The following is a 24,813-nucleotide window of genomic DNA, read 5'->3' on the forward strand; positions in this document are numbered from 1 at the left end:
TATACTTAAAAGAAAACGCTTTATAGAGGTAAAGAATATGGCAAGCACTGATCGTGTAAAACAGATGAAATTTGAAACCGTTTATCCGCTTTACTTGGCAAAAGTAGAGAAAAAAGGACGGACAAAAGAAGAATTAGATGAGATTTTGACTTGGTTAACAGGATACACGAATCCTAGCCAGCTCACGGGTAGCTTGGGGCAATTGATTGAAAATCAGCCTTTTAATGACAATGCGCCTCTTATCACTGGAGTGATTTGCGGTGTTCGTGTAGAAGAAATCGAAGACAACTTTATGAAAAAGCTACGTTATATGGATAAAGTAGTAGATGAACTCGCCAAAGGGAAAAGTCTGGAAAAGATTAAAAGAATAACCTCATAACTCGTGGACATAATGAAGCTTTATGTGTCCAGACTGAGTCCAATTCTTGCATTTACTAAGGGAATTTGTTATTATTAAAGAACAATATTGAATATGAATTCCCAAAGGGGAGTAGCGTCGGTGCAAACCGAAACAAAGTCGTCATTCCGTGAGCATTAATCTCACCGGCTTTGTTGACATGGATATGACATGTTTAGCAAGACCTTTGCCAGATTTGGCAGGGGTCTTTTTAATACGCTACATACAAGCATTGAAAGATGTTCATGCTGGAGGGAAAATCATACTATCTATCGATTACCGTAGCGTCTTATTCGTTTCGAATCAAAAAATATTGCTTTTGATATCAAGCGTCATATTTAACTATTGGAGAAGGAGCTAAAATGGAATTCTACAACAAAGAAACAGAGCTTGTCCTTGAGGAATTGCAGACAACCGTTGAAGGTCTAACGGAGCAAGAAGTCAAAGAAAGACAAGAACGAGACGGCTTTAATGAGCTGAAGAGTAAAGACAAAGTTCCAACTTGGAAAATATTACTGGACACTTTTAAAGATCCGATGGTTATTGTCCTGCTGATTGTTACCATTGTTCAGCTGGCATTAGGCGAAGTGGTTGAAGCCTGCATCATTCTTGGTGTAGTATTAATCAGCTCAATCGTCACTGTGATACAAACCAAAAAAGCAGAAAGTTCATTGGATGCCTTGAAACAAATTTCGGCGCCCCATGCAAAAGTGTTACGTAATGGTGAAAAAATAACGATTCCAGCACGTGAACTTGTTGTGGGTGACCTTGTCTTGCTTGAAGCAGGGGACTTTGTTCCTGCCGATGGACGTGTCTTGACTTGTAAGAGCTTGCGTGTAGAAGAAGGCATGTTAACAGGTGAGTCCGAAGCAGTTGAAAAGACAGATGTAGCGCTTGAAGGGGAACTTCCTTTAGGCGACCGTAAAAATATGCTCTACAGTGGAGCGCTCACTGTTTATGGGCGTGGAGAATTTATCGTTACCGGTACCGGAAGTCAAACAGAGATTGGTAAAATCGCCACGCTCCTTGAAACGGCTGAAGATAAACAAACACCCTTGCAACAAAAACTGGAGAAATTCAGTAAACAACTGGGTATTGCTATCCTGATTCTCTCTGTTGCTATCTTTGCAATTCAAGCGGCACGTATCTTCTTTGCTGGAGACGGTGCAAATATTGAAGTGAAGATGTTAGATGCCTTCATGTTTGCTGTTGCTGTCGCTGTTGCCGCAATTCCAGAGGCACTTTCTTCAATTGTAACGATTGTCCTTTCAGTAGGTACAAACAAAATGGCAAAACAACATGCTATCATTCGTAAGTTGCCTGCAGTTGAAACTTTAGGTTCAACAAGTGTTATCTGTACGGATAAAACAGGGACATTAACCCAAAACAAAATGACGGTTGTCGATTACTTTTTGCCTACAACCACAAAAGAAACTTTCCCAGATCAGCCAGAAACTTGGACGTCGGACGAAGCACTGCTGATTGAAGCAGCTGTCTTGTGTAATGACTCAAGTATCAATGAAGAAGGGCAAGAGCTCGGCGATCCAACAGAAGTTGCACTTATTGCTTTTAGCAACAAGGTAGGTAAACCTTATCAAGAACTTCGTGAAGCTTACCCTCGTTTAGCAGAACTTCCTTTTGATTCCGACCGTAAGTTGATGTCAACGATTAACCTTATTGATGATGAAAAACTCATGTTGACTAAGGGTGGACCAGACGTGATGTTTGCACGTTGTTCGAAAGTTCTTATCAACGGTCAAGTCCAAGACTTTACTGAAGAATTAAAAGCAGAATTCCAAAAACAAAATGAAGCATTCAGTAACAAAGCACTCCGTGTTTTGGCTTATGCTTACAAACCTTTGGCGCAAGACAAAGAAGTTCTGGATTTGGAAGATGAAAATGACTTGATCTTGATTGGTTTAACAGCCATGATTGACCCACCACGTGAAGCTGTTTATGATTCAATTGCGGAAGCGAAAAAAGCAGGTATCCGTACAGTGATGATTACGGGTGACCATAAAACAACAGCGCGTGCGATTGGGCAAGATATCGGTCTCTTTGGGGAAAACGACATTGCTGTGACTGGGCAAGAATTAGATGCTATGTCAGAGCAAGAGTTGGATGACAACTTGGCGAAAATCTCTGTTTATGCGCGTGTGTCACCGGAAAACAAGATTCGTATTGTTCGCGCATGGCAGAAGAAAGCAAATGTTACTGCGATGACTGGTGACGGAGTTAATGACGCCCCAGCCTTGAAACAAGCCAATATTGGTATTGCTATGGGTTCAGGGACAGACGTTGCCAAAGATGCATCATCAATGATTTTGACCGATGATAACTTCGTTTCTATTGTTAATGCTGTAGCGGTTGGACGTACAGTCTACGATAATATCAAAAAATCAATTGGTTACCTCTTCTCAGGTAACTTAGGGGCGATTATTACCATTGTTTTTGCCTTAGTTATGAACTGGGCAAGTCCATTTACAGCCCTGCAATTGCTCTTCATCAACTTGGTAAATGACTCTGTACCAGCGATTGCCTTGGGTATGGAAAAAGCAGAACCCAATGTCATGAAGAAAAAACCACGTCCTTCTGACGAAGGTATCTTCGAAGGCGGTTTGATGGCAAGTGTTGCGGTTCGTGGTGTATTGATTGGTATTGCAGCGATTATTTCTCAATATATCGGGATGCAAGTTTCAGATGAGTTGGGTGTAGCTATGGCCTTCACGACTCTAATCTTGGCACGTAGCTTACAAACTTTCACAGCACGTTCAAATTCACAAACAATCCTTTCATTGGGCCTCTTCTCTAACAAATATGTTTTAGGTGCGGTAGTATTCTGCCTTGGACTTTACAGCTTGACAACTTTACCTTTCACACGTGAATTCTTCAGCATTCCGGCAAACTTCAGTATGCACTACTGGTTACTTGCTGCTGGTCTTGCTTTAGGTGCTGTCTTGATGATGGAAATCATCAAAGCACTTCGCGTACTTGTTAGTCAGAAAAAAGCAAAAGCAACAGTAAACAAAGTAGGTTAATTATCCTTTAAGAAAATTAAAAAAACGCTCCCAGCTTTTGGAGCGTTTTTTTTTTAGTTAAAGATAATAGCAATAAACAGAGTCAAAGCCAAGCTGCCATTGTAAAGAATTAGATTTTTAATTTGATAATGAAAGGTTTCGCTTTTGACTTGCTTGTGGAGGAATTTTTTCATATTAGGAATCAACTCGAAGAGGATGAGCAGCATTAAGGCAGACCATATAGGCAAGATACCTAAGATTATCGCTAGACTAACACAAAGAGCAGGAATGATATACATGACTTTATAAAGTACTAAGCTGGCAGGAATTTTAAGATAATAAGGTAAGGTGAAACGTTGATTGCGAATGTCTTGTTCCAAATCACAAATGTTATCGGAAAGCATGACATTGAAGTTCTGACAGAAACACATAATACCTATGAGAACAATCGGAAGAAGTTGGGAAAAATCCCACGTCCAGTTCATTTTCCAGCCGTCAAATTGAATGAAAAAGTACTGTAAATCATAAGAATTAATATACACAGCGAGAAAGAAACCGAAAAATCCTTCACATAGGCCAGCTAAAAATTCACCTAAAGGAAAGCGACTGAAAGCAAAGGGGCCATATGTATAAAAGATTGCTACAAGAAAGCAGAGGCCGCCAACGGGTAAAATGGCAAGATTGGTGATAAGCATAACTGCAAGCCCAACTACGATATCGATGAAAAGAAAGAGCAGGCAAATTTTTAGTGCTAACTTAGGGTTGATATTGCGATTGCTAATGATATTTTGCTGGGTTTTATATTCTGGATCCAGCGCTTTATGGTAGTCCATCAAATTATTCCATGCGGAAACAAAAAGATTGATGGCAGCAAGACCGATCAGAAAAAGAAGGGTTGGTAAAAGATGAAAAGAGTGAAAATACCATAGCGAGAACATAATTCCTGCAAGTGGCGAAAGCAGAGCCACGGGTAAGGTTTGGATTCTTGTAAAGTTAAGAAATGTTTTGACGTTCATAATGAGAATTATATCACAAAAAAAAGAGGCATTCTTAGTTGGAAAGAAAGATAGACAGTGCTCCAAGCTAGAGTACTCAAATCTCTTCAGTAAAAAGTTAAATTATAATTCTTTTTGCATATTAATATCAGTAATTTCAAAACCCATTTTTTTATAGACGTGTAAAGCTCTAGAGTTACTTCCAAAGACATGTAAAGCTAGGGATGAAAAGCCAAGTTGTTTAGCTTGTAAACTAATTAATTCAAGAGACGTAGAGCCGAAACCTTGATTTTGAAATTCTTCATAAATTTCGAAATCATAAATAAAAGCAGTTCGAGCATTGTCTGTACTTTGAGCCGTCCAAATATAACCAATGACTTCTCCCTTTTCAAGGATAGAATAAAAATAGTTATTGGGGGTTTGGAGGCCTTCAGGCAGGAGTAAATTGTATTCTGCCTGAGCCTTTGAAAAAGCCTGTTCTTCAGCCCAAGTACCGTTTAGGACTTTTTCTTTAGCAAAGGTTTCTACGGCGGAGAGCATGTAGTGTTGAAATCTTTCTTGTGTCATTTCAATAAGTTTTAGCATAATTCTCCTTAATTTAAAAAAACATCTGGTATGGGTGAGCTTAGTTTTTCCTAAATTATACCATAGGCGAGGATAAAGAAGTGATGTATAAATATTGGCCACATGGGGAAATCTCCCCATTATTTTGTCTTTAACTTTTATGAGGTATAATAGAGAAAGCGAAAAAAGTAGAAAAGGGCTGAAATTAGTGAAATTTTTACATACATCAGATTGGCACATTGGCAGAACCTTGAACGGTTGGAGTCTTTTAGAAGAGCAAAAGCACGCCTTTAAAATTATGCTGGCCGCAGCCAAGCAAGAAAAGGTTGACGGTATCATTATTGCAGGAGATCTTTATGACCGGACAGTTCCGAGCGCAGCAGCTGTGACGACCTTTAACGAAATGCTGCGAGAAATGAATATTCAGGAGAATTTTCCTATTTATGCAATTTCGGGAAATCACGACGGAGCACGACGACTAAATTATGGGCGTGAATGGATGGAATTTAACCATTTGCATTTGAATACATTATTAGAAGAAGCTTTTGTACCCATTGAAACAGCGGAGATTCAGATGTTCTTGCTTCCTTACTTTGATCCAGCTGATGCGCGTGTTTATTTTTTACAAGCGGGTATGCCGGAAGAGGAAGTGAAAGAAATTAAAACCTTGTCTCAGGCATTAGAACTAGTACTTGAAAAAATGCGAGAAGCCTTTCACCCTGAGAAAAAACAAATTTTAGTGACTCACTTTGCTGTGAGCCCTTCTGCAGATCAGGAGATTGAGCTGACAAGTGAAACCAAGTCCAAAGCTGGGGGGCTAGCTACTGTCACAGTCCAGCAGTTTGTGGATTTTGACTACGTTGCTTTGGGGCATATTCATACACATCATGCTTCACCCAGTGAGACAGTGCGTTATTCAGGAAGTCCTGTCAAATTTAATATCAAAGAAGCGAAAACGAAAAAAGGCTATTATATCGTAAATGTGGCGGATAAGGTTGAGACTGAGTTTTTCGAAATTCAACCGCAGACGGATTTGGTTGCTCTTGCTGAAGAGTGGGAAACGCTTATTGATCCAGAGTTTTACCAGCAACAACCTTTAGAATCTGCTTGGTTTGCTATATGTATTAAAAACTTTGACCGCTTTGCTCATGCTGGGCAAAATTTACGTGCCCAACTTCAGAAAATCTATGGCACTATTGTCGAACTGGATTATGAAGATAAAGAACGCATCATAGAGCATGAAACCCATCAAAATATGGAAATGATGAGTGAGGAAGAAATCGTGCAAAATTTCTACCAACAGGTGGCAGGAGAGGTACTTAGTCCATTTCAGCGAACTTTTATCGAAGAAACTTTTATTGACTTGAGAGGGGAGAAGTAGACATGAAACCAATTTACTTAGAAATGAATTATTTCGGACCTCATGCTCACTCGGAAATTGATTTTAGAGCTTTAGATGAAGCACCATTATTTTTGATTAGCGGCGATACGGGTGCCGGAAAATCTACGATTTTTGATGCAATGACTTATGCTCTTTTTGACAAGACGACAGGAGATCGTGAAGCGAGAGAAATGCGCAGCCAGTTTGCACAACCAGACCAACATACCGAAGTCATTTTCTATTTTGAGCAAGGTAACTTTCTTTATAAGGTACAACGCTGTCCTGAGCAAGAAGTCTTTAAGAAAAGAGGGACAGGTACTAAGACGGAAAAAAGTCAAGCCAGCTTAGCTATTGTAGATAGGGTATTTGGCATAGAGCAAGCCAGCTTGGCTACAAAACCGGTCGATGTTGCCAGTGAAATATATGGTCTTTTAAACCTCAGCGCCGAGCAGTTCAAGAAAATCATTTTACTTCCACAAAATGACTTCTCACGTTTTTTAAAATCAGCCACCAATGAAAAAGAAGAAATTCTGAAGAAAATTTTTGGTACGGCAATTTTTACGGTCTTTTCTGAGGAAGTGCGGAATCAATACACAAAAAACAATCAAGAAAACGCAGCTCTTGATTCAATCTTGCAAAGCCAATATAGCTCTTCTGTCTGGACGGAGGAAGAAGCCAAGGCTTTGGAAGAATGTCCAGATAAGGAAAAATTTGAAAAAGCGACAGAATTTCTAGAGCAAAAGCAGATGCAAGAAAGCAAGGCTCGTGACTTAGCAAAAATAGCGCAGCAACAAGTAGAAACTGTCGATAAAGCTTACGAAGATGCCTTGCTGCTGGAACAAGAGTTCCTTGAAGCAGAAAAGACTCAAAAAGAATATCAGGAAAAAATAGCAGAGCAGGCAGCGCTCTATGAGCAACAGAAAGAAGCCTACGAAGCCCGCAGCTGGGCGCAACAATTTAAGGATATTTTACGTGACTTGGAAGAGGTTGAAAAAGAATTAGAAGCTAACCAAGTACGTGAAGCTGATTATCGCTCAAAAGCCGAGCAAGAGCAGAAAATACTTGGAGAAGTGAAAAAACGTGAGCAAGACTTAGATCAGAAAGCTTCAGAATTTGGAGAAAAAGATAAGGATATTGAAGAGCTGACTCGCACGATTACGCAAGCCGAGCAGGCAGAAAAACTTATCCGGCAGAAAAAAGATTTGGAGAAAAAGATTGTCCACTTGCAGCTTAAGCAAAGTGAGACAGATGTGCCCCTAAAAGAAGCACAAGTCAAACTTGAACAATTACAAAAAGAGATCCTTGATGAGAGTATCTTGCAGGCGGAAAAAGATGCTTTAAGTCGTCTAAAGTTGGACTTTCACCAGCAACTTTCTCCCTTAGCAGAATATTTGGAGCGCTTAAAACAAGAAAATCAACTTGCACAAAAGGAATTAAACTTTGCTGAGGAAAACATTACGACACTGCAGCAAGATTTCATGCTCAAACAGGAAAGTTATCAGGAAAAGCGAAAATTACGTCAAAGTCTCATGATTGCTCAACTGCAAAAGGAACTCGAAGATGGGTTACCATGTAAAGTTTGTGGTGCTACAGAACATCCTTTATCACATGTTGAGCTTGATGTTTCTGACGATGACTTAAAAGAAGCTATGCAACAAGTTGACAAAGCTCAAGAAGCCTTTGCTGCTGCAGAAGAAAGGCAAGAAAAGGCTCAAAGCGAACTTGAAATGGCTCAAAAAAAAGCTGCAGAAAAAGCTGAAACACTGCAAGAAATGGAGCAGAAGTTTGACCAAGCCTACAGTCAGTTTTGTCAGGCACATGAAGACAGTTTTCCTAAAGTGTTTAGTCGCCAAGAGCTCAATATCATTTTTCAAGCTCGAGAAGACAGTTATAGGCAGAAAAGCACTGCACAAAAAGAACGTTCTCTGGAAAAAGACAAGCTGTCTGTTTTAGTAGAAAACTTAGAAGCTGAACGTCAAGGGTTGTTTCAGGAGAGCGATAAAGTCAAGGCACAGCTCGAAACAATCGCTCAAAGTTTAGCTGAGTTTGGGCAACTGCAATCCAGTCAAGCTCTAAAAGAGCAGAAGGTTATATTGCGCCAAGAAGTCGATAACTATTATACAGAGTGCCAAGAGGTGCGTGAGAAGATAATTGCCCTTGAAAAGCGTTATGCAGAACAGAAAGCAAAACATGAAGAACGTCTGATGCGTATTGAAGAGCAAAAACTGAAGCTTCAAGAAGGACAGCGCATTATCCACAAAGCATTGGCAGCCCCAAATGCTTGGACCAGTGATTTAGTCACGCTGAAAAATTGGCTTGCAGAGGATAAACTTCCTGAAATTTCCAAGTTTATTAATACTTATGAACTTGAAGAGAAACGCTTGAATCGTGCTTTAGCAAAGTATGAGGAAAAATTAAGCGGTAAGCAAAGACCTGATCTTACTGAGTTGAGAGAAGAAAAGCAAGCCTTAAACGAGCGCTATAGCCAAGCGCAAAAGACAGTTATTGAGCTATCCAATACACGACAACAACTCGAAACAACGGTTGCTAAGATTGAACAAATACTTGAGACACAAGAAAAGGCAGCGGATAAGGCGCGTGAAATGACTAAGCTCTACAATGCGATAGCAGGAAAAACAGGAGATAAGCTCAAGCTTGAAACCTTTGTTGTCCAACATTATCTTGAAAAAGTTTTGATTTATGCTAACCAGCATTTCATCAATCAACTTTCCAATAACCGCTATCGCTTTGAGTTGGCCAAAGAATCCGCCAATAAAAGGCGCGATCATGGCTTGGACATCAGCATCTATGATAATGAGACAGGCGCCTCACGTTCATCCAATACTTTGTCGGGTGGAGAAACCTTTATTGCTGCTCTGTCAATAGCATTAGCACTGAGTGAAGTAGTCCAGAATTCTGCGCAAGGGGTTCAAATAGAAGCACTTTTCGTCGATGAAGGATTTGGCTCACTTGATCAAGAAACACTCCAAAAAGCCATGACAGCGCTCGAACAAATAGGAGAAAATCGTCTTGTTGGCCTTATCAGTCACGTAGAAGAAATGAAAGATTCAATCGCACAGCAACTACGTGTCGAAAAAGTCGGAGACGGACAAAGTCAGGTAAAACTCTTTTCGAAATAAAATCTTTTAGTCAGAAATCAAGATAAAAAGTTCCGACTGCTTTCCAAAGTAGCCTTTTGAGAAAAACAATGAAATATGGTAAAATAGTAGAGTTCAAAACTCTACTCACAAAGGAGTGTGGAGTGAGATGTATGGGAAAAAGCTTTTCCAGCAAACAGCAGTAAAAAATGATGAAGTTTAGTCCTGCTGGAAAATCGAACTCGAACCAAATAGAAGAGCGCATGCTTTTAGGAAGAAATAGGAAAAATAAAAATGAGCTTGTTTTTAGATACAGCTAGAATTGAAGTAAGAGCTGGTAAAGGTGGAGACGGAGCAGTCGCTTTCCGTCGTGAAAAATACGTACCAGACGGTGGTCCTGCTGGTGGAGATGGCGGACGCGGTGGTGATATTATCTTCCGTGTCGATGAAGGGCTTTCTACTCTGATGGACTTTAAATACAACCGTATTTTCCGTGCGAAACCAGGTGAAAAAGGTATGAACAAAGGGATGCACGGACGTGGAGCAGAAGATTTGATTGTTAAAGTTCCGCAAGGAACCACAGTCAAAGACAATGAAACAGGACAAGTAATTGTGGACTTGATTGACAAAGGTCAAGAGTTTGTCGTTGCTAAAGGTGGTCGTGGCGGACGTGGAAACATTCGCTTTGCAACACCACGTAACCCTGCACCAGAAGTTGCTGAAAACGGTGAACCAGGGGAGCAAAAATGGCTTATGCTTGAATTACGCGTCCTTGCTGATGTTGGTTTAGTAGGTTTCCCTTCTGTAGGTAAATCAACGCTTTTGAGTGTTGTCTCTAATGCACGACCAAAGATTGGAGCTTATCACTTTACCACAATCACACCAAATATTGGTATGGTCCAAATCGGCTACGGTGACAGTTTCGTTATGGCGGACATGCCTGGACTGATTGAAGGCGCACACTCAGGTGCAGGTTTAGGGATTCAGTTCTTACGTCACATCGAGCGTACACGAGTTCTCTTGCATGTTTTGGATATGTCAGGCATCGAGGAACGTGACCCTTACGAAGATTATGTAACCATCAATAAGGAATTGGAAAGTTACAATCTTCGCTTGCTTGAACGTCCACAATTGATTGTGGCCAACAAAATGGATATGCCAGATGCGCCAGAGATTCTTGCAGATTTCAAGAAAAAGTTAGCTGAAAATCTACCTGAAGGGCAAGAAATGCCTCAAATATTTGAAGTTTCTGGTCTAACAAAAACAGGCTTGCAAGGTCTGTTGGCACGTACAAGTGAACTCTTAGCTGAAACACCAGAATTCTTGTTGTATGAAGACGAAGACTTCATCGATGAAGAAGCATACTATGGCTTTGAAGAAGAAGAAAAACCATTCAGTATTTCACGTGATGATGATGCCGCTTGGCGCTTGTCTGGTACTAAGCTTGAGAAACTCTTCAAGATGACTAACTTTGACCGTGACGAATCTGTCATGAAATTTGCGCGTCAACTCCGTTCAATGGGTGTTGATGAACAACTTCGTGCAGCAGGTGCACGTGATGGTGATTTGGTACGTATCGAGAAATTTGAGTTTGAATTTGTAGATTAATAGCGTAGGAGGATTGAGATGGGCTTTAAGATTATTTCTGACCGTGATGAAAACGGTGAATTTATTGCCTCAGCAGATTTTTGGACAGATGAACGGATTGATGCTTTGATTAAGAAATATAATCCCTCAGGTAAACTCCGTCTCTCTAAAGCTGCACAAGAAACAAACGAAAAAGAAGATGAATAAAAAGAAGACCATGTTTTTCATGGTTTTTATTTTTATAACATGGGAGAAAACAAGAGCAATTAGCTTGAATTTATAATTTAGTCTTGCTAAGCTAAATGAAGCAAGTTAAGAAACGAAAAGGAGAACACATGGCAGTAAAACTTTTTATCGCCCAAACATTAGACGGGTATATCGCTGATAAGCAGGATAATTTGGATTGGCTGATGGCTGTTGAAGGAGAAGGAGACAATGGTATATCGCGATTTCTCTCATCTGTAGATATTGTTATCATGGGCAGCAGAACTTACCAATGGCTTTTAGATCAAAAGTTAGAAACATGGCCCTATGAGGATAAAATGACTTATGTATTTTCAAGACAAACTTGGGAAGACAAAACCAATATCAAGTTTGTGCATCCAAGTAATCTAACATCATTTGTCAAAGAGCTTCAAGGAGAAATCTGGTTAGTTGGTGGCGGTCAGCTGATTAAGGATTTCATGGAAGCTGACCTTATCGACGAGTACCAAGTAACAATTGCTCCAGTTATTTTGGGAGAAGGTATCCCGCTCTTTCCACAAGGTAATTATGCGGCAGACTTAGAGTTACAAGGAACAACAAGATACGGACAATTTGTTGAATTGGCTTATAAGCGCAAAACGAAAGCGAAAAGTTAGTTAAAATATATTTTCTCTCTTAGGAAATTTTTAAAGCTAAAATATGGATTTGACTTAAAATACTCCATATGGAATAATAAATTTATGAAAAAAATAGCGATTATTGGTGGCGGCATCATCGGCATGACCTTGGCCAATTACTTAGATACAGAAAAATTTGACATTACAGTTTTTGATTCTGGCAAACATCAGGCGACAGGTGCCAGTGCAGGGATTATTTCTCCTTGGCTGTCCAAACGAAGAAACAAACAATGGTATGCTTTAGCTAAAGATGGTGCTGCCTTTTTTGAGCAACTGGTCAAAGACTTGAGTTTAGATGAAAACATTTACGAAAAGTGTGGGACGCTCTTCGTCAGAAGTCCACAAGCGCTTCAAGACCTCGAACAGCTTGCTTTAGAGCGACGTGCAACGGCACCAGAGATTGGGGAAGTGCGCCATCTCACCAAAGAAGAAACGACAGACATGCTGCCTTTGCTAAAACCTGTCGAAAGCTTATACATCTCTGGAGGCGCACGACTTGATGGAAAAGCTTACTTGCAACATCTTCGGGAACGTGCCCAAACACGCGGTGTTCGTGTAATAAGCGAAGAAGCCCAAGTCAAGAAGGAGAAGGCAAAATGGCGTGTGACTTCAGTGCAAGAGGAGGTGGAAGTAGATGAACTTGTTTTGACACCGGGACCAGCATTGAAAACTTTACTGGATCAACTGGGTTATACAGCCAAGGTCTCGCCCCAGAAAGGGCAACTGTTGTCTTTTGAGACCAATTTTGAAACAGAGAAATGGCCGGTTGCTTTCTTAGAAGGTGAAGCCGACTTGATTCCTTTTCAAAATGGCCGTCTACTCTTGGGCGCAACGCATGAAAATGAAGCAGGTTGGGATTTAGAACCGACACAAGAAGCTTTTGAGCAACTGACTAAAGGCGTGCAGACCTTCTTAAAGGAAGATTATTTTGCAGACACAGCTTATAGCTATCGTGTCGGGACCCGCGCATACACTGCTGATTTTGCTCCCTTCTTTGGACCTATAGTACAAGAGAGAGGTTTGAATATTGCGAGTGGGTTAGGTTCCTCAGGACTAACTACAGGACCTTACATTGCCTATCTTTTAGCGCAACATTTAAATGCAGATAATTCAAAATGGGAGATGAGTCATTATCAAAAGGAAATGAATCTCTATGTGAATAAAAAAGAAGAATGAGCTTAAAAAACATTTCAAAACAAAAGACGTCTTGTAGGGTGTGTTATAATAGAAAAGATAGATTTAAAAAACAGAAAGATAATAATGGCAAAAATATCAGATTTAATTATTAATACACCAGAAAAAAACGAAGTTGAAGGCGTTTTTCATAAGCATCCGAAGGGATTTGGCTTTGTGAACCCGCTCGATGCGATTGACAAGAGTAATGACATTTTCATCTCACCAAAATTCACCAAATCAGCAATGGATGGAGATACAGTCCTTGTTCGTGTGCTTCATCAAAAAAATGCTAAACGTGGTGCAGATGGACAGATAATCAAAATCACAAAACGTTCAGTGACGGAAACTGTTGGGAGCTATCAAAGCTTATCTAGCCGTCAAAGCAAACTTACAGGCTACAAAGGCACGATTCAACTCTACAATGATAAAATCACAGATCCTTTATACATCAAGCAACCGCTGCCTGAAGTACAAGAAGGTGATGTTGTCCGTGTCAAAGTAACGCAACATCCTGATGAAAATAAAGCATTTGAAGGTCAAATGTTAGAAATTATCGGACACAAGGATGATGTGGGGATTGATATTTTGGAAGTGCTTTGCGCTATGAAAATTCCGCAAGAATTTACAGCAGAAACAATGGCTCAGACCGAAGCAATCCCAGAAGAATTAACGGAAGAAGATTTTGTAGGGCGTGACGATTATCGCTCAGAAATCACTTATACGATTGATGGCGAAGATTCTAAAGACTTGGATGATGCCATTCATGTTAAGAAGTTAGACAACGGAAATTATGAACTGGGTGTTCATATCGCTGACGTTTCTCACTATGTCACTGACGGTTCACCTTTGGATGAGGAAGCTTTTGCACGTGCTACATCTGTCTATGTTACCGATCGTGTCGTGCCAATGTTACCTGTTAAGCTGTCCAATAATCTTTGTTCACTAAATGAAGCGCAAGAGCGGTTGACGATGTCCTGTGTGATGGAAATCAATAATTCCGGTAAAATTATCAATTATAAGATTGGTCCGTCTGTGATTAAGACAACTTATCGTATGACTTATTCAACAGTAAACAAGATGCTCAATAAAGGGCAAGAAGGACATCGCGAAAGTCTAGAGCAATTCCCTAAAATTGTAGATTCTGTCGCTATCGCTGGGGAACTTCACGCGCTACTCGAAGAGATGCGTCATCAACGTGGCATGATCGAATTTGACGAAAGTGAAGCAAAAGTTATCTTGGATGAAAAAGGACATGCGATTGATGTTGTGAAACGTGAACGTGGTACAGCAGAACGTATGATTGAATCCTTCATGTTGGCAGCCAACGAAACTGTTGCCCTTGATTTCCAAAAGAAAAAATTGCCGTCACTTTACCGCGTACATGACAAGCCGAAAGAAAAAGCATTTGCTAAATTAATGGAAAAGGCTGCTGATGCGGGCTTTAGCTTGAGTTCAAACTCTCATGAAGCTGTAAATTACTTTGCGGAAGAGATTAAAGGAACAGCTTTTGAAAAAACACTAACGTATCAATTACGCCACACGATGTCGACAGCTCTGTATTCAGAAAAAAATACACAGCACTATGGATTAGCTGCGACAGACTACACCCACTTTACCAGTCCGATTCGTCGTTATCCGGACTTGATTGTGCACCGTTTACTTCATCTTTATCCAAAAGATCACTCAAACCGTACGAAAGAAGAATGGAAAGAACGTTTACCTGAAATCGCTAAACAGTCTTCTGATATGGAACATCGCGCAGTTGTGACGGAACGAATCGTGGATGCTATGAAAAAAGCGGAGTACATGCAAGATCATATCGGTGAAGTTTACTCAGCAACCGTAACTGGTGTTCAAAAATTTGGCCTCTTCATGGAACTTGATAATACGGTTCAAGGTTTGATTCGTACGGTCAATCTTCACACAGGTGTTGAAGAAGCCATTGAATTCGATGAAGAAGAAGATATCTTCAAAGGTAAAAAATCTGAGAAAACTTATCGTATGGGGGATGTCCTAAAAATTCGTGTCATTTCAGCCAATAAACGTAAGGGAACCGTTGATTTTGAAGAAATTATTGAAGAATAATAAAAAAAGTTCTATCCTTCAAGATAGAGCTTATTTTTTTTAATATAATCGATAACAGATTGAGGCATGAGGTAAACCGGCTCGATTCCATCTTTAAACATCTTACGTAAAGAAGTACTGGAAGCAAAAGAAAGAGGTAAGTCCACCCATTGGACAGGATAAAGACTTTCAATAGCTTCAGTTGAACGTTGAACAGCAACAAACTGAACCAAGTCAAGTAAGGCATCAATCTTGTACCATTTCGGAAGATATTCCACCATATCGCTACCAATGATAAAATAAAAATCAGTATCTGGATAAGCTTGAGTGAGGTGCTTCATCGTGTCATAGGTGTAAGATTTCCCACCACGTGCAACTTCTCCCAACTCAAGTGATAAACGTGGACTATCTGCAATCGCCAGCTCCAGCATTTTCACACGATGCTCAGCCGAGATTGTTTTTTTCTCATCAATATGGGGAGGAAGAGCCTCGGGCATGAGCCAAACTTTATCTAATTCAAGACGTTGAGCGACCTGATCAGCCATCATCAGATGGGTAAAGTGGACCGGGTTAAAGTTACCGCCCAAAATTCCGATTTTATTTCTTTTTGCTTGTTCCATTAGTGGATATATAGCTCCTTTTTAATTCTTTTCATATTATACCAGAAAAGCCCACTTTCATCAGTCACATGAGCATTTTCAAATAAGAAAATAATAATTTATTGAGTTTAAACTCATGAAGAATTTAAGAAGCATTGAGATAATTTCAACATGAAGATAGAAATGTCCCTGAATATTTGTAAATAAAGGTGATGACAATACAATTTACCGTCAAATTTTGTTAAAATAGAGTTAGAATATAATTTGTCACTCATAAAAGGAGTCACCATGTCACTATATCCAGACGATAGTTTAACTTTACATACAGATCTTTACCAAATAAATATGATGCATACCTATTGGGAGCTTGGACGTCATAATCGCAATTCTGTTTTTGAAGTCTTTTTCCGTTCAATGCCTTTTGAAAACGGCTATGCTATTTTTGCAGGTCTGGAACGCATGGTTAACTACTTGAACAATCTAAGATTTACCGAAACAGATATTTCTTATCTCCGTGATTTAGATTATCCTGAGGATTTTTTGAACTATCTGGCACAGCTTCGCTTTACAGGTACAGTCCGCTCTGTCCAAGAAGGAGAACTCGTTTTTGCCAACGAACCTTTGGTTCAGATAGAAGGACCGCTGGCTGAATGTCAGCTTATCGAAACGGCTGTCCTCAATATCATTAATTTCCAAACACTGATTGCAACCAAGGCATCACGCATCAAGTCTGTGATTGGTGATGATCCTTTGCTTGAGTTTGGTACACGCCGTGCCCAAGAAATGGACGCTGCTATTTGGGGGACACGTGCGGCCTATATTGGTGGTGCAGATGCCACAAGTAATGTGCGTGCGGCTAAGATTTTTGGCATTAAACCAAGCGGAACACATGCTCATGCTTTAGTTCAGAGCTATGGCAACGATTATGAAGCTTTTAAAGCTTATGCACAGACACATAAAGATTGTGTTTTCCTTGTGGATACATATGATACTTTGAACATTGGTGTTCCCGCAGCTATTCGTGTGGCACGTGAATTTGGTGACAAAATTAATTTCCAAGGTGTCCGCATTGACTCTGGAGATATGGCCTATATCTCGAAAAAAGTACGTAAGCAGCTGGATGAAGCTGGCTTTACTGATGCCAAAATCTATGCTTCAAATGACTTGGACGAGTCAACAATTTTGAACTTGAAAATGCAGAGAGCGAAGATTGATGTTTGGGGTGTAGGTACCAAGCTCATCACGGCTTATGATCAGCCTGCGCTTGGTGCTGTCTACAAGCTCGTCTCAATGGAGGATGATCAGGGCGAAATGCAAGACACCATCAAACTGTCGAGCAACGCAGAGAAAGTTTCCACGCCTGGGAAAAAGCAAATCTGGCGTATCACAAGAGAAAGTGACGGTAAGTCTGAAGGAGATTATATTACTTTTGACGGTGAAAGACCAGACCAGAGTGAGGAAATCTATATGTTCCATCCTGTGCATACCTTTATTAATAAAAATGTACGTGACTTTACTGCTAAACCCCTACTTAAAGAAATTTTTGTCAAAGGCCAGCAAGTTTATCCTTTGCCTACCTTAGAAGAAATCAAAACTTTTGCTGAAGCCAACTTGACCGAACTTTGGGATGAATATAAGCGCAACCTCAATCCCCAACCATATCCCGTTGACTTATCACAAGAATTATGGAACCATAAGATGCGTTTGATTAGTCAAGTACGCACCAAGGTTTCTGGAATGAAATTGGATTGATACTATGAGAATAAAAAATATTGAATTAGGACATGCTGAAGCATTTGGTCAGCTCCAAATGGAAATTTTTCAAGAAAATAACTTTATGCTGGTTGAACCGGACGAACATAAAACTAAACTTCATGAATTAGCCAATCAAGTTGCCTCAACGGACTTTTTGATGGGCGCCGACAATGATCAAGGTGAATTAGTTGCCTTCTTAGCTGCCTATCGGGGCACTTACCGTCGCAATAGACATTGTGCTAAAATTGTCATTGCTGTGCTTAAGGATTATCGTCGTCAAGGGATTGCGAGCCGGCTCTTTGCAGCTTTAGAAGAATGGGCACGTAAAGAAGGAGTTTCACGTTTAGAACTCACGGTGGCAATGAACAACAGTGCAGCTATTTCATGTTATAAAACAAACGGTTTTGTGATTGAAGGAGTACGTAGCCAATCTCTTAAAATCAATGATGAATGGGTTGATGAATTTTATATGGCTAAAATTTTGGAGTGAATATGTCTTTACAAGAAAAAATTATCAAAGAACTAGGTGTTAAACCAACAATCGATGCACAAGAAGAAATCCGTAAATCAGTGGATTTCCTCAAAGACTACTTAAAGAACTATCCGTTTATTAAAACCTATGTTTTAGGAATTTCTGGAGGGCAAGATTCAACATTGGCTGGCCGCTTGGCACAGATTGCCATGGAAGAAATGCGTGCAGAAACGGGAAACGAAGCTTATACATTTGTAGCTATTCGTCTGCCTTATGGTACACAAGCAGATGAAGATGATGCGCAAAGAGCACTGGACTTTATTAAACCAGATAAAAGTTTAGTTGTGAATATCAAAGAAGCTGTTGATGCTCAAGTTGCGGCTTTAGAAGCGACTGGTGTGGAGATTTCTGACTTTAACAAAGGAAATATCAAAGCCCGTCAACGCATGATTAGTCAATATGGGGTTGCTGGAGGGATGCAAGGTGCTGTTTTGGGAACAGATCATGCAGCTGAAAATATTACTGGCTTTTATACGAAATTTGGTGATGGTGGCGCTGATCTGTTGCCGCTCTTCCGTCTCAATAAACGTCAAGGTAAAATGTTACTCGCTGCTTTGGGTGCCGAACCTTCTCTTTATGAAAAAGTTCCAACAGCAGACTTGGAAGATGGTAAGCCCGGTTTGGCAGATGAAGTTGCTTTGGGCGTGACTTATGAGGATATCGACAACTATACAGAAGGACGATCAATCAGCCCCGAGGCACAAGAAAAAATCGAAAATTGGTATCTTAAAACGGAACACAAACGTCACTTACCTATTACCGTTTTTGATGATTTTTGGAAATAATATATAAGAAGACGTGAGCGATTAAGCTGGCGTTTTTTTATACGTAAATCAATAAAATGAGGGTTGAGAGTATGGTATAATAGAGTAGTACAAACGCTTACAGGAGGGATATTATGTCCTATATTGAGATAAAAGATGAATCAAAAATATATCAATCCGGTGGAGAGAAAATCTATGCCAATGATCACGTAAACTTTGCAATTGAGAAAGGAGAACTAGCAGTTATCCTAGGAACGTCAGGTGCGGGTAAGTCCACAATCTTAAATATTTTAGGCGGCATGGATTCGAGTGATGAAGGGCAAGTGATAATTGATGGTGTAAATATTGCGGAGCTGTCTGCTAAAGAACTGATTACTTACCGTAGACGTGATGTTGGTTTTGTTTTTCAATTTTATAACTTGATTAATAATTTGACGACCAAGGAAAATGTCGAATTAGCTTCAGAGACTGTCGAAAATGCGCTTGATCCTGTAGAAGTTCTTCAAAATGTCGGCTTGGGTCATCGCTTGGATAATTTTCCCTCACAACTTTCGGGGGGAGAACAACAACGTGTGGCTATTGCGCGTGCTATCGCTAAGAATCCCAAAATCCTTCTCTGTGATGAACCAACCGGAGCATTAGACTATCAAACAGGCAAGCATGTACTGAAAATACTGCAAGACATGTCGCGCGTTCAGGGTGCAACAGTGATTATTGTGACCCATAATGCTGCCATTAGTCAAATTGCGGACCGTATCATTCATGTCCATGATGGTCGGGTCAAGGAGATTACAGTCAACGACAGTCCGGCAGATATCGAAACGATTGAGTGGTGATTCGATGAAAACAAAAATCCTCAATAAAAATATAAGACGGTCGATTACTGGATCCTTTGGACGTTTCATGTCTATTTTCTCCCTCATGGCTTTAGGGGTCTTTGCCTTTGTCGGTTTAAAAATGTCTGGGCCAAATATGAGGGCAACGGCTGAGGAATTCTATGCGCGGCATCACTTGGCAGATTTGAGTGTTACCTCAACGATGGGTTTAAATGCATCGGACCAAGCGCTTATTCGCCAGGCAGATGGACTCAAAACGGTGGATTTTGGCTATTTTCGTGATGTTTTGCTGCCCGATAAGAAAACTTCCTTGCGTATTTTCTCGCAAGCAGACAACCTTTCGACTTATGAGCTCATTGCAGGAAAAATGCCCCAAAAAAGCAATGAAATTGCCCTTGATTTTCTCTACCAAGACAAGTATAAGCTTGGCGATACAATCCGCGTAACCGAAGAAAAAAATGAGGGATCATATCTTCTAAAAAACCATGAGTTTAAGTTGGTCGGTTTTGTCAAATCAAGTGAATTTGTTGATAAAAGTCTATACGGTCCGACCAATATAGGAACGGGACAGCTTAACGGCTATGCCGTTGTTCCTCCTGAAGCTTTTCAGTCAAATGTGTATATGATTGCACGCTTGAGTTTTAAAACCATGCAAGGCCTTAGTCCATATGATCCACAATTTACGGAACGCTCAGACTATTACCAACAAAAGCTTAAAAATCTTTTGGAAGGACAACCTGAAAAGCGTTTAGCGGAGATAAGAAAAGAGCCACTAGCCCAGCTAAAACAAGCCCAAGATAAACTGAAAGCAGAAGAAATAAAACTGCAAGAATCACAGAATGCGCTTAATCAACAAAAAGCTCTAGCTGGTGAAAATCCTCAACTCCAAGCCCTGCAGGAAAGTTTGAATACAGGTAAAGCAAAACTTGTAGAAAGTAAAACTCAACTGCAAGAACAGAGAGATAAACTAGCAGCGCTTGAAGCTCCAGAATATACCGTAAATAATCGAAAAGAAGGAAACCCGGGCTATCAAACCTTTGTTGATAATTCCACTCGTATCGATGCCCTCTCAAACATTTTTCCCGTCGTGCTCTTTGCGATCGCCGTTCTTGTCAGTTTAACGACGATGACACGTTTCGTGGAAGAAGAACGAGGCAATATGGGATTACTTAAAGCCTTGGGTTACACCAATGCTCAAATTCGGAAAAAATTTATCGTATATGGAGCTGTTTCAGCCTGTGCCGGTGCAACTGTAGGTGTTATTTTAGGTCATGTTGTGCTTCCTCATGTGGTATTTAACGCTTATTCGGCTTCCTCTACATTTTCAGGATTGATTTTGACTTTCTCACCTTTCTGGACGCTTGTTTCCTTTGTTATTGCGCTTGCCTGTACCGTTTTGCCCGCTTATTTGGTGGCTCAATCTGAGTTGCGTGGCGCACCAGCAGCACTTTTCTTAGCCAGACCACCTAAAGCAGGTTCGCGTATTTTCTTGGAGAGAATCAAGCCGATTTGGAATCGTATGAGCTTTACTTATAAAGTGACAGCACGTAACCTTTTCCGTTACAAACAGCGAATGTTGATGACTATTGTTGGGGTTGCGGGGTGTACAGCACTTCTTGTTATGGGCTTTGGTATCCGTGATTCTATCTCAGGGCTGAGTCAACGGCAGTTTGGTGAAATTTTACACTACAATATGCTTGCGGTTTCTCAGGATAACTTGAATAAACAGGAGCAAGATGAACTTGACCAGTTTTTACAGTCAGACAATATTAAGTCTTACGCTCCAGTTCACTTTGAACAACTGCATCAAACGATTAACGATAATCGTCAGGATATTAGTTTAATGGTTCCGGAGAAGGAAGAAAACTTTAAGCAGTTTGTAACACTGCGTAATCGTGTAAGTCAGGAGAAACTGGCATTACCAAAAGATGGTGCAGTAATAAGTGAAAAACTGGCAGAACTGCTTGGAGCAAAAATTGGACAGACCATTTCGCTAAAAAACGATCAGGATAAAACAGTAAAAATAAAAGTTGCAGGTATTACCGAGATGTATATGGGGCACTATATTTTTATGAATCAAAACCAGTATAAAGCGCTGTTTGAAACACCGATAAAGGCAAATGCGCATCTCTTGAAGCTTAGAGATACATCAAGGGATAAAAGTCAAGCAGCTGCGGCAGACTTTATGCGAAATGCTGGGGCGCTCACTGTATCGCAAAATAGTGATTTACAAAATACAATTGATGCCTTTTTACACGGTATTAACAGTGTCATGTTTGTGCTTATTGGCTGTGCTATTCTATTGGCTATCGTTGTTATTTACAATCTAACCAATATCAACGTTTCTGAACGAATTCGAGAGTTGTCAACGATTAAAGTACTGGGCTTCTATGATCGTGAAGTGACACTTTACATTTATCGTGAAACGATTTTACTGAGCTTTATGGGAATATTAGCTGGGTTTGGCTTAGGGGCTTACTTCCATCATGTGATTATTACCATGTTACCGACCGATATGATTATGTTTAATCCTAATCTGTTATGGAGTAACCTGTTGCTCTCAACACTCATTACCCTAGCCACAACTTTAGGCTTAAGTATTGTCGTCCATCTGAAACTCAAAAATGTCGATATGCTGGGTGCATTAAAGTCTGTGGATTAAAAAAACTGTAGATTTATTCTACAGTTTTTTAGTTTAATGTTCGTAATGTTCAACTTTACGTTTGGCATCCGTGATTTGTTGTCCTTTTTCTTCGTGGGCGAGAATTTCCTCGAAGGCTGGAAGTTCCAAGTCTTGCCCGTATTTTTGATACAAGGCAGTTGTGATGAGACGATAGGCCAAGCGTGCATTGCGCGAAAGGATGGGACCGTGGAAGTAAGTACCAAATGTATTTTTATAGTGTAGCCCTTCGGTGTCATCGTCGGGATTGTTCCCGCCACCATAAACCACTTTACCTAAAGCTTTTTCGCCTTCACCAAGATAGGTAATTCCCGAGTGATTTTCAAAACCATAATAAGTTTCACCAAACTCTTCGTTATGAATTTGAATATCACCAATAAAACGGTCATTGCCAAGGTTTTTGGTGTAGTGCGGCAAGATACCGGTACAGTCAATCTTGTTGCCAGCAGCATTGATATAGTACTGACCTAACATTTGATAGCCGCCACAGATGGCAAGCATAGGCTTTTCAGCCTCAATATAGGATTTGAGTGGTGCTGTGATATTTTTGAAGCTGTCCGCGATGATTTCTTGTTCATAATCTTGACCACCGCCCCAGAAGACAAGGTCATAAAAATCTTGATCAAAGCTATCTTCAAGGGAAACGATGTCAAAAGTCATTTCAGCGCCTAATTTTTCGCCGACATACTTAAGCATGAGGATGTTACCGTTATCGCCATAAGTATTCATCAAGTCCCCATAAAGATGGGCAACATGAAGGTTGTATTTAGGATTTTCTAAATTTGATGTTAAAGAAGTATAAACCATTAGTGCATCTCCTTTCCAATCATCTTGTTTTGTGCAAGCAACTCACGCATTTCTAACATTGCAGTGTAGGTTGCTAGGATATAGATGTGCTGATCTGCTTCATTTTTGAGGGCATCAAGGATTTGGGGTAGCGACTCAAGTTCATGAATTTTGCTTTCGTCAAATCCAGAAACACGATAACGGCGAGCCATTTCACTATGGCGGACACCACCAACAAAGATTTGGTCAATATCCATGTCATGGACCAGCTCAAAGTTAGCATCCCAAATCCAGCTTGTGTCAATACCGTCAGCATAGTTGGCATTGAGCAAGCTAACCAAGGTAAATGGATAATCAGCAAGTTTCATCATTTCCAGTGCCTGGTTTGCTCCAACAGGATTTTTAATCAGGACAATAGTAGCGGACTTATCACCAATCTTAAAGGTTTCTTGACGGCCAAAGACGGCTTTAGATTGTTCGAAACCTGCCTTGATAGTTTCAGCAGGTACACCGTAAAATTCAGCGACAGAAACAGCAGCAAGAGCGTTGTAGATATTGTAGAGCCCACCCACGTTGATTTTATAAGAATGATTATCAATGACAAACTGAGAAGAAGTATTGGTAATTTCTGTGAGTTCAGAAACACGGTAATCCAGCTCAGGACGTTTGAACCCGCAGTTTTGGCAGATGTAATCGCCAAGGTTAGCATATGTATTGAGCTTATAATCTAAGATATGGTGGCATTCCGGACAAACCACCCCTTCAGTATTATAATGCGCACGTTCAGGCGCATGACTTTCATGGTCAAAACCATAATACTTGACGGGATTTACCAAAGTACGTGAATGGAAGAGCGGGCTATCACCATTGAGAAGAACAGTGGCTTCAGGTGCATTAGCGGCTCCCTTGACGATAAAGTCATAAGTTGTATAAATCTCGCCGTAACGGTCCATTTGGTCGCGGAAAATATTTGTGAAAACAAAAAGTGAAGGCTTAATGTATTCGGTGATTTTTGGCAGTGATGCTTCATCAATCTCCAGAACAGCAAAGCCTTTTTTCCCTTTTTTAACCTTAGGTGCTGTCAAGAAAGTAGCAGTAATCCCAGTAATCATGTTAGCACCAGAAGTATTTGTGACAACTTTTCCAAAAGCTTTTTCGAGTATACCGACAGTGAGCGCTGTGGTCAAGGTTTTACCATTGGTCCCTGTCACAACGATAATTTCATAATCTTTTGTTAATGTAGCTAAAATTTCAGGATCAAATTTTAAAGCAATCTTACCAGGCAGCGTACTTCCACGCTTAAAGATTTTCTCTAAAACTAAGCGTGAACTCTTTCCTGCTAAAGTTGCGAATGAAGTTTTCATAGTCATAAATGATATTATACCATAGATTGCGGTGTTGAGGAGGATAAACTTCTCGTTGGAAAAGATATTTTTTTGCTGATAAACAAGGTAATAAGAAGTTGTGTGGGGTGTTCTAACTTCATCAGATTTTTCGTTTTTCTTGCTCTTAGGAGAGCACTGTATTATAATAAATATAAAGAAAAGGACTTGCGCTAACAAGACCCATGCAGCCGTATTAGGAACGGTAGCCGATTTTTAGTTAAAAATAACGTCTTCTCGACTAAAGTAGGACGTTATTTTTTATCGTTTTTATTAACCACTGTAATCATCAATGAAAGTGTTTCATATATTGATAAAA

At 40.2% G+C, this 24,813-nt stretch carries 19 protein-coding genes and 1 riboswitch; of the genes, 14 read left to right on the forward strand and 5 right to left on the reverse strand.

From position 1 onward, the window contains the following. The first annotated feature begins 37 nt into the window (after positions 1-37). Complete coding sequence (locus tag J0J36_RS04345; protein ID WP_019292551.1) at positions 38-379, forward strand: DUF2200 domain-containing protein; 342 nt, start codon at positions 38-40, stop codon at positions 377-379. A gap of 94 nt (positions 380-473) precedes the next feature. Beyond that, a riboswitch (yybP-ykoY riboswitch) is annotated at positions 474-573 on the forward strand. Between the two features lie 186 nt (positions 574-759). Continuing rightward, a complete protein-coding gene (locus J0J36_RS04350) occupies positions 760-3,435 on the forward strand; it encodes a cation-translocating P-type ATPase (protein WP_019292552.1) in 2,676 nt (891 codons plus the stop codon). 53 nt (positions 3,436-3,488) lie between these two features. Here J0J36_RS04350 and J0J36_RS04355 read toward each other — a convergent pair whose 3' ends face one another. After that, on the reverse strand, positions 3,489-4,430 hold the full coding sequence (locus tag J0J36_RS04355) for a UbiA family prenyltransferase (protein WP_040086295.1): 942 nt from the start codon (positions 4,428-4,430) through the stop codon (positions 3,489-3,491). Between the two features lie 102 nt (positions 4,431-4,532). Beyond that, positions 4,533-4,994, reverse strand: a complete 462-nt coding sequence (locus J0J36_RS04360) for a GNAT family N-acetyltransferase (RefSeq protein ID WP_019292554.1) — start codon at positions 4,992-4,994, stop codon at positions 4,533-4,535. A 187-nt stretch (positions 4,995-5,181) separates the two neighbouring features. Between J0J36_RS04360 and J0J36_RS04365 the strand changes: the two genes are divergently transcribed. The 7 genes from J0J36_RS04365 (at position 5,182) to rnr (ending at position 15,181) form a co-directional block, all read left to right on the forward strand. Continuing rightward, the gene (locus tag J0J36_RS04365; protein WP_019335792.1) at positions 5,182-6,354 is read left to right on the forward strand and encodes an exonuclease SbcCD subunit D; all 1,173 of its coding nucleotides are present in this window, start codon (positions 5,182-5,184) and stop codon (positions 6,352-6,354) included. Between the two features lie 2 nt (positions 6,355-6,356). Continuing rightward, positions 6,357-9,494, forward strand: a complete 3,138-nt coding sequence (locus J0J36_RS04370; RefSeq protein ID WP_153924740.1) for an SbcC/MukB-like Walker B domain-containing protein — start codon at positions 6,357-6,359, stop codon at positions 9,492-9,494. Between the two features lie 252 nt (positions 9,495-9,746). Further along, positions 9,747-11,060: a GTPase ObgE gene (gene obgE / locus J0J36_RS04375; protein ID WP_014024644.1), complete on the forward strand. Its 1,314-nt coding sequence runs from the start codon at positions 9,747-9,749 to the stop codon at positions 11,058-11,060. An 18-nt stretch (positions 11,061-11,078) separates the two neighbouring features. Then, a complete protein-coding gene (locus J0J36_RS04380) occupies positions 11,079-11,246 on the forward strand; it encodes a hypothetical protein (RefSeq protein ID WP_019292557.1) in 168 nt (55 codons plus the stop codon). Between the two features lie 128 nt (positions 11,247-11,374). Then, entirely contained in the window at positions 11,375-11,899 is a 525-nt protein-coding gene (locus J0J36_RS04385) for a dihydrofolate reductase family protein (protein ID WP_019292558.1), read from the forward strand. Between the two features lie 84 nt (positions 11,900-11,983). Next, positions 11,984-13,096, forward strand: a complete 1,113-nt coding sequence (locus J0J36_RS04390; RefSeq protein ID WP_019335795.1) for an FAD-binding oxidoreductase — start codon at positions 11,984-11,986, stop codon at positions 13,094-13,096. Positions 13,097-13,153: 57 nt separating this feature from the next. Then, complete coding sequence (gene rnr, locus J0J36_RS04395) at positions 13,154-15,181, forward strand: ribonuclease R (protein WP_255566842.1); 2,028 nt, start codon at positions 13,154-13,156, stop codon at positions 15,179-15,181. Positions 15,182-15,192: 11 nt separating this feature from the next. On the opposite strand, the gene J0J36_RS04400 is transcribed toward rnr, so the two are convergent. Continuing rightward, on the reverse strand, positions 15,193-15,780 hold the full coding sequence (locus J0J36_RS04400) for a nicotinate-nucleotide adenylyltransferase (RefSeq protein ID WP_019292561.1): 588 nt from the start codon (positions 15,778-15,780) through the stop codon (positions 15,193-15,195). A 267-nt stretch (positions 15,781-16,047) separates the two neighbouring features. Here J0J36_RS04400 and J0J36_RS04405 point away from each other — a divergent pair, with 267 nt between their 5' ends. From J0J36_RS04405 to J0J36_RS04425, 5 genes are all read left to right on the forward strand, one after another. After that, complete coding sequence (locus J0J36_RS04405) at positions 16,048-17,511, forward strand: nicotinate phosphoribosyltransferase (RefSeq protein WP_153924743.1); 1,464 nt, start codon at positions 16,048-16,050, stop codon at positions 17,509-17,511. 4 nt (positions 17,512-17,515) lie between these two features. After that, positions 17,516-18,004: a GNAT family N-acetyltransferase gene (locus J0J36_RS04410; protein ID WP_019292563.1), complete on the forward strand. Its 489-nt coding sequence runs from the start codon at positions 17,516-17,518 to the stop codon at positions 18,002-18,004. 2 nt (positions 18,005-18,006) lie between these two features. Further along, a complete protein-coding gene (gene nadE / locus J0J36_RS04415) occupies positions 18,007-18,831 on the forward strand; it encodes an ammonia-dependent NAD(+) synthetase (protein ID WP_153924746.1) in 825 nt (274 codons plus the stop codon). 113 nt (positions 18,832-18,944) lie between these two features. Beyond that, on the forward strand, positions 18,945-19,646 hold the full coding sequence (locus J0J36_RS04420; protein WP_019292565.1) for an ABC transporter ATP-binding protein: 702 nt from the start codon (positions 18,945-18,947) through the stop codon (positions 19,644-19,646). 4 nt (positions 19,647-19,650) lie between these two features. Then, positions 19,651-22,308: an FtsX-like permease family protein gene (locus J0J36_RS04425; protein WP_153924749.1), complete on the forward strand. Its 2,658-nt coding sequence runs from the start codon at positions 19,651-19,653 to the stop codon at positions 22,306-22,308. A 33-nt stretch (positions 22,309-22,341) separates the two neighbouring features. Here J0J36_RS04425 and gatD read toward each other — a convergent pair whose 3' ends face one another. Both gatD and murT read right to left on the reverse strand, forming a co-directional pair. Then, positions 22,342-23,133 (reverse strand): lipid II isoglutaminyl synthase subunit GatD, encoded by a 792-nt coding sequence (gatD, locus tag J0J36_RS04430; protein ID WP_019292567.1) that lies wholly within the window; start codon positions 23,131-23,133, stop codon positions 22,342-22,344. After that, positions 23,133-24,482 (reverse strand): lipid II isoglutaminyl synthase subunit MurT, encoded by a 1,350-nt coding sequence (gene murT / locus J0J36_RS04435; protein WP_019292568.1) that lies wholly within the window; start codon positions 24,480-24,482, stop codon positions 23,133-23,135. Before murT ends, gatD begins: the two co-directional genes overlap by 1 nt. Between the last annotated feature and the right edge of the window lie 331 nt (positions 24,483-24,813).

It is taken from the genome of Lactococcus sp. LG1074 (assembly GCF_017309525.1).
Classification (GTDB): Bacteria; Bacillota; Bacilli; order Lactobacillales; family Streptococcaceae; genus Lactococcus; species Lactococcus petauri.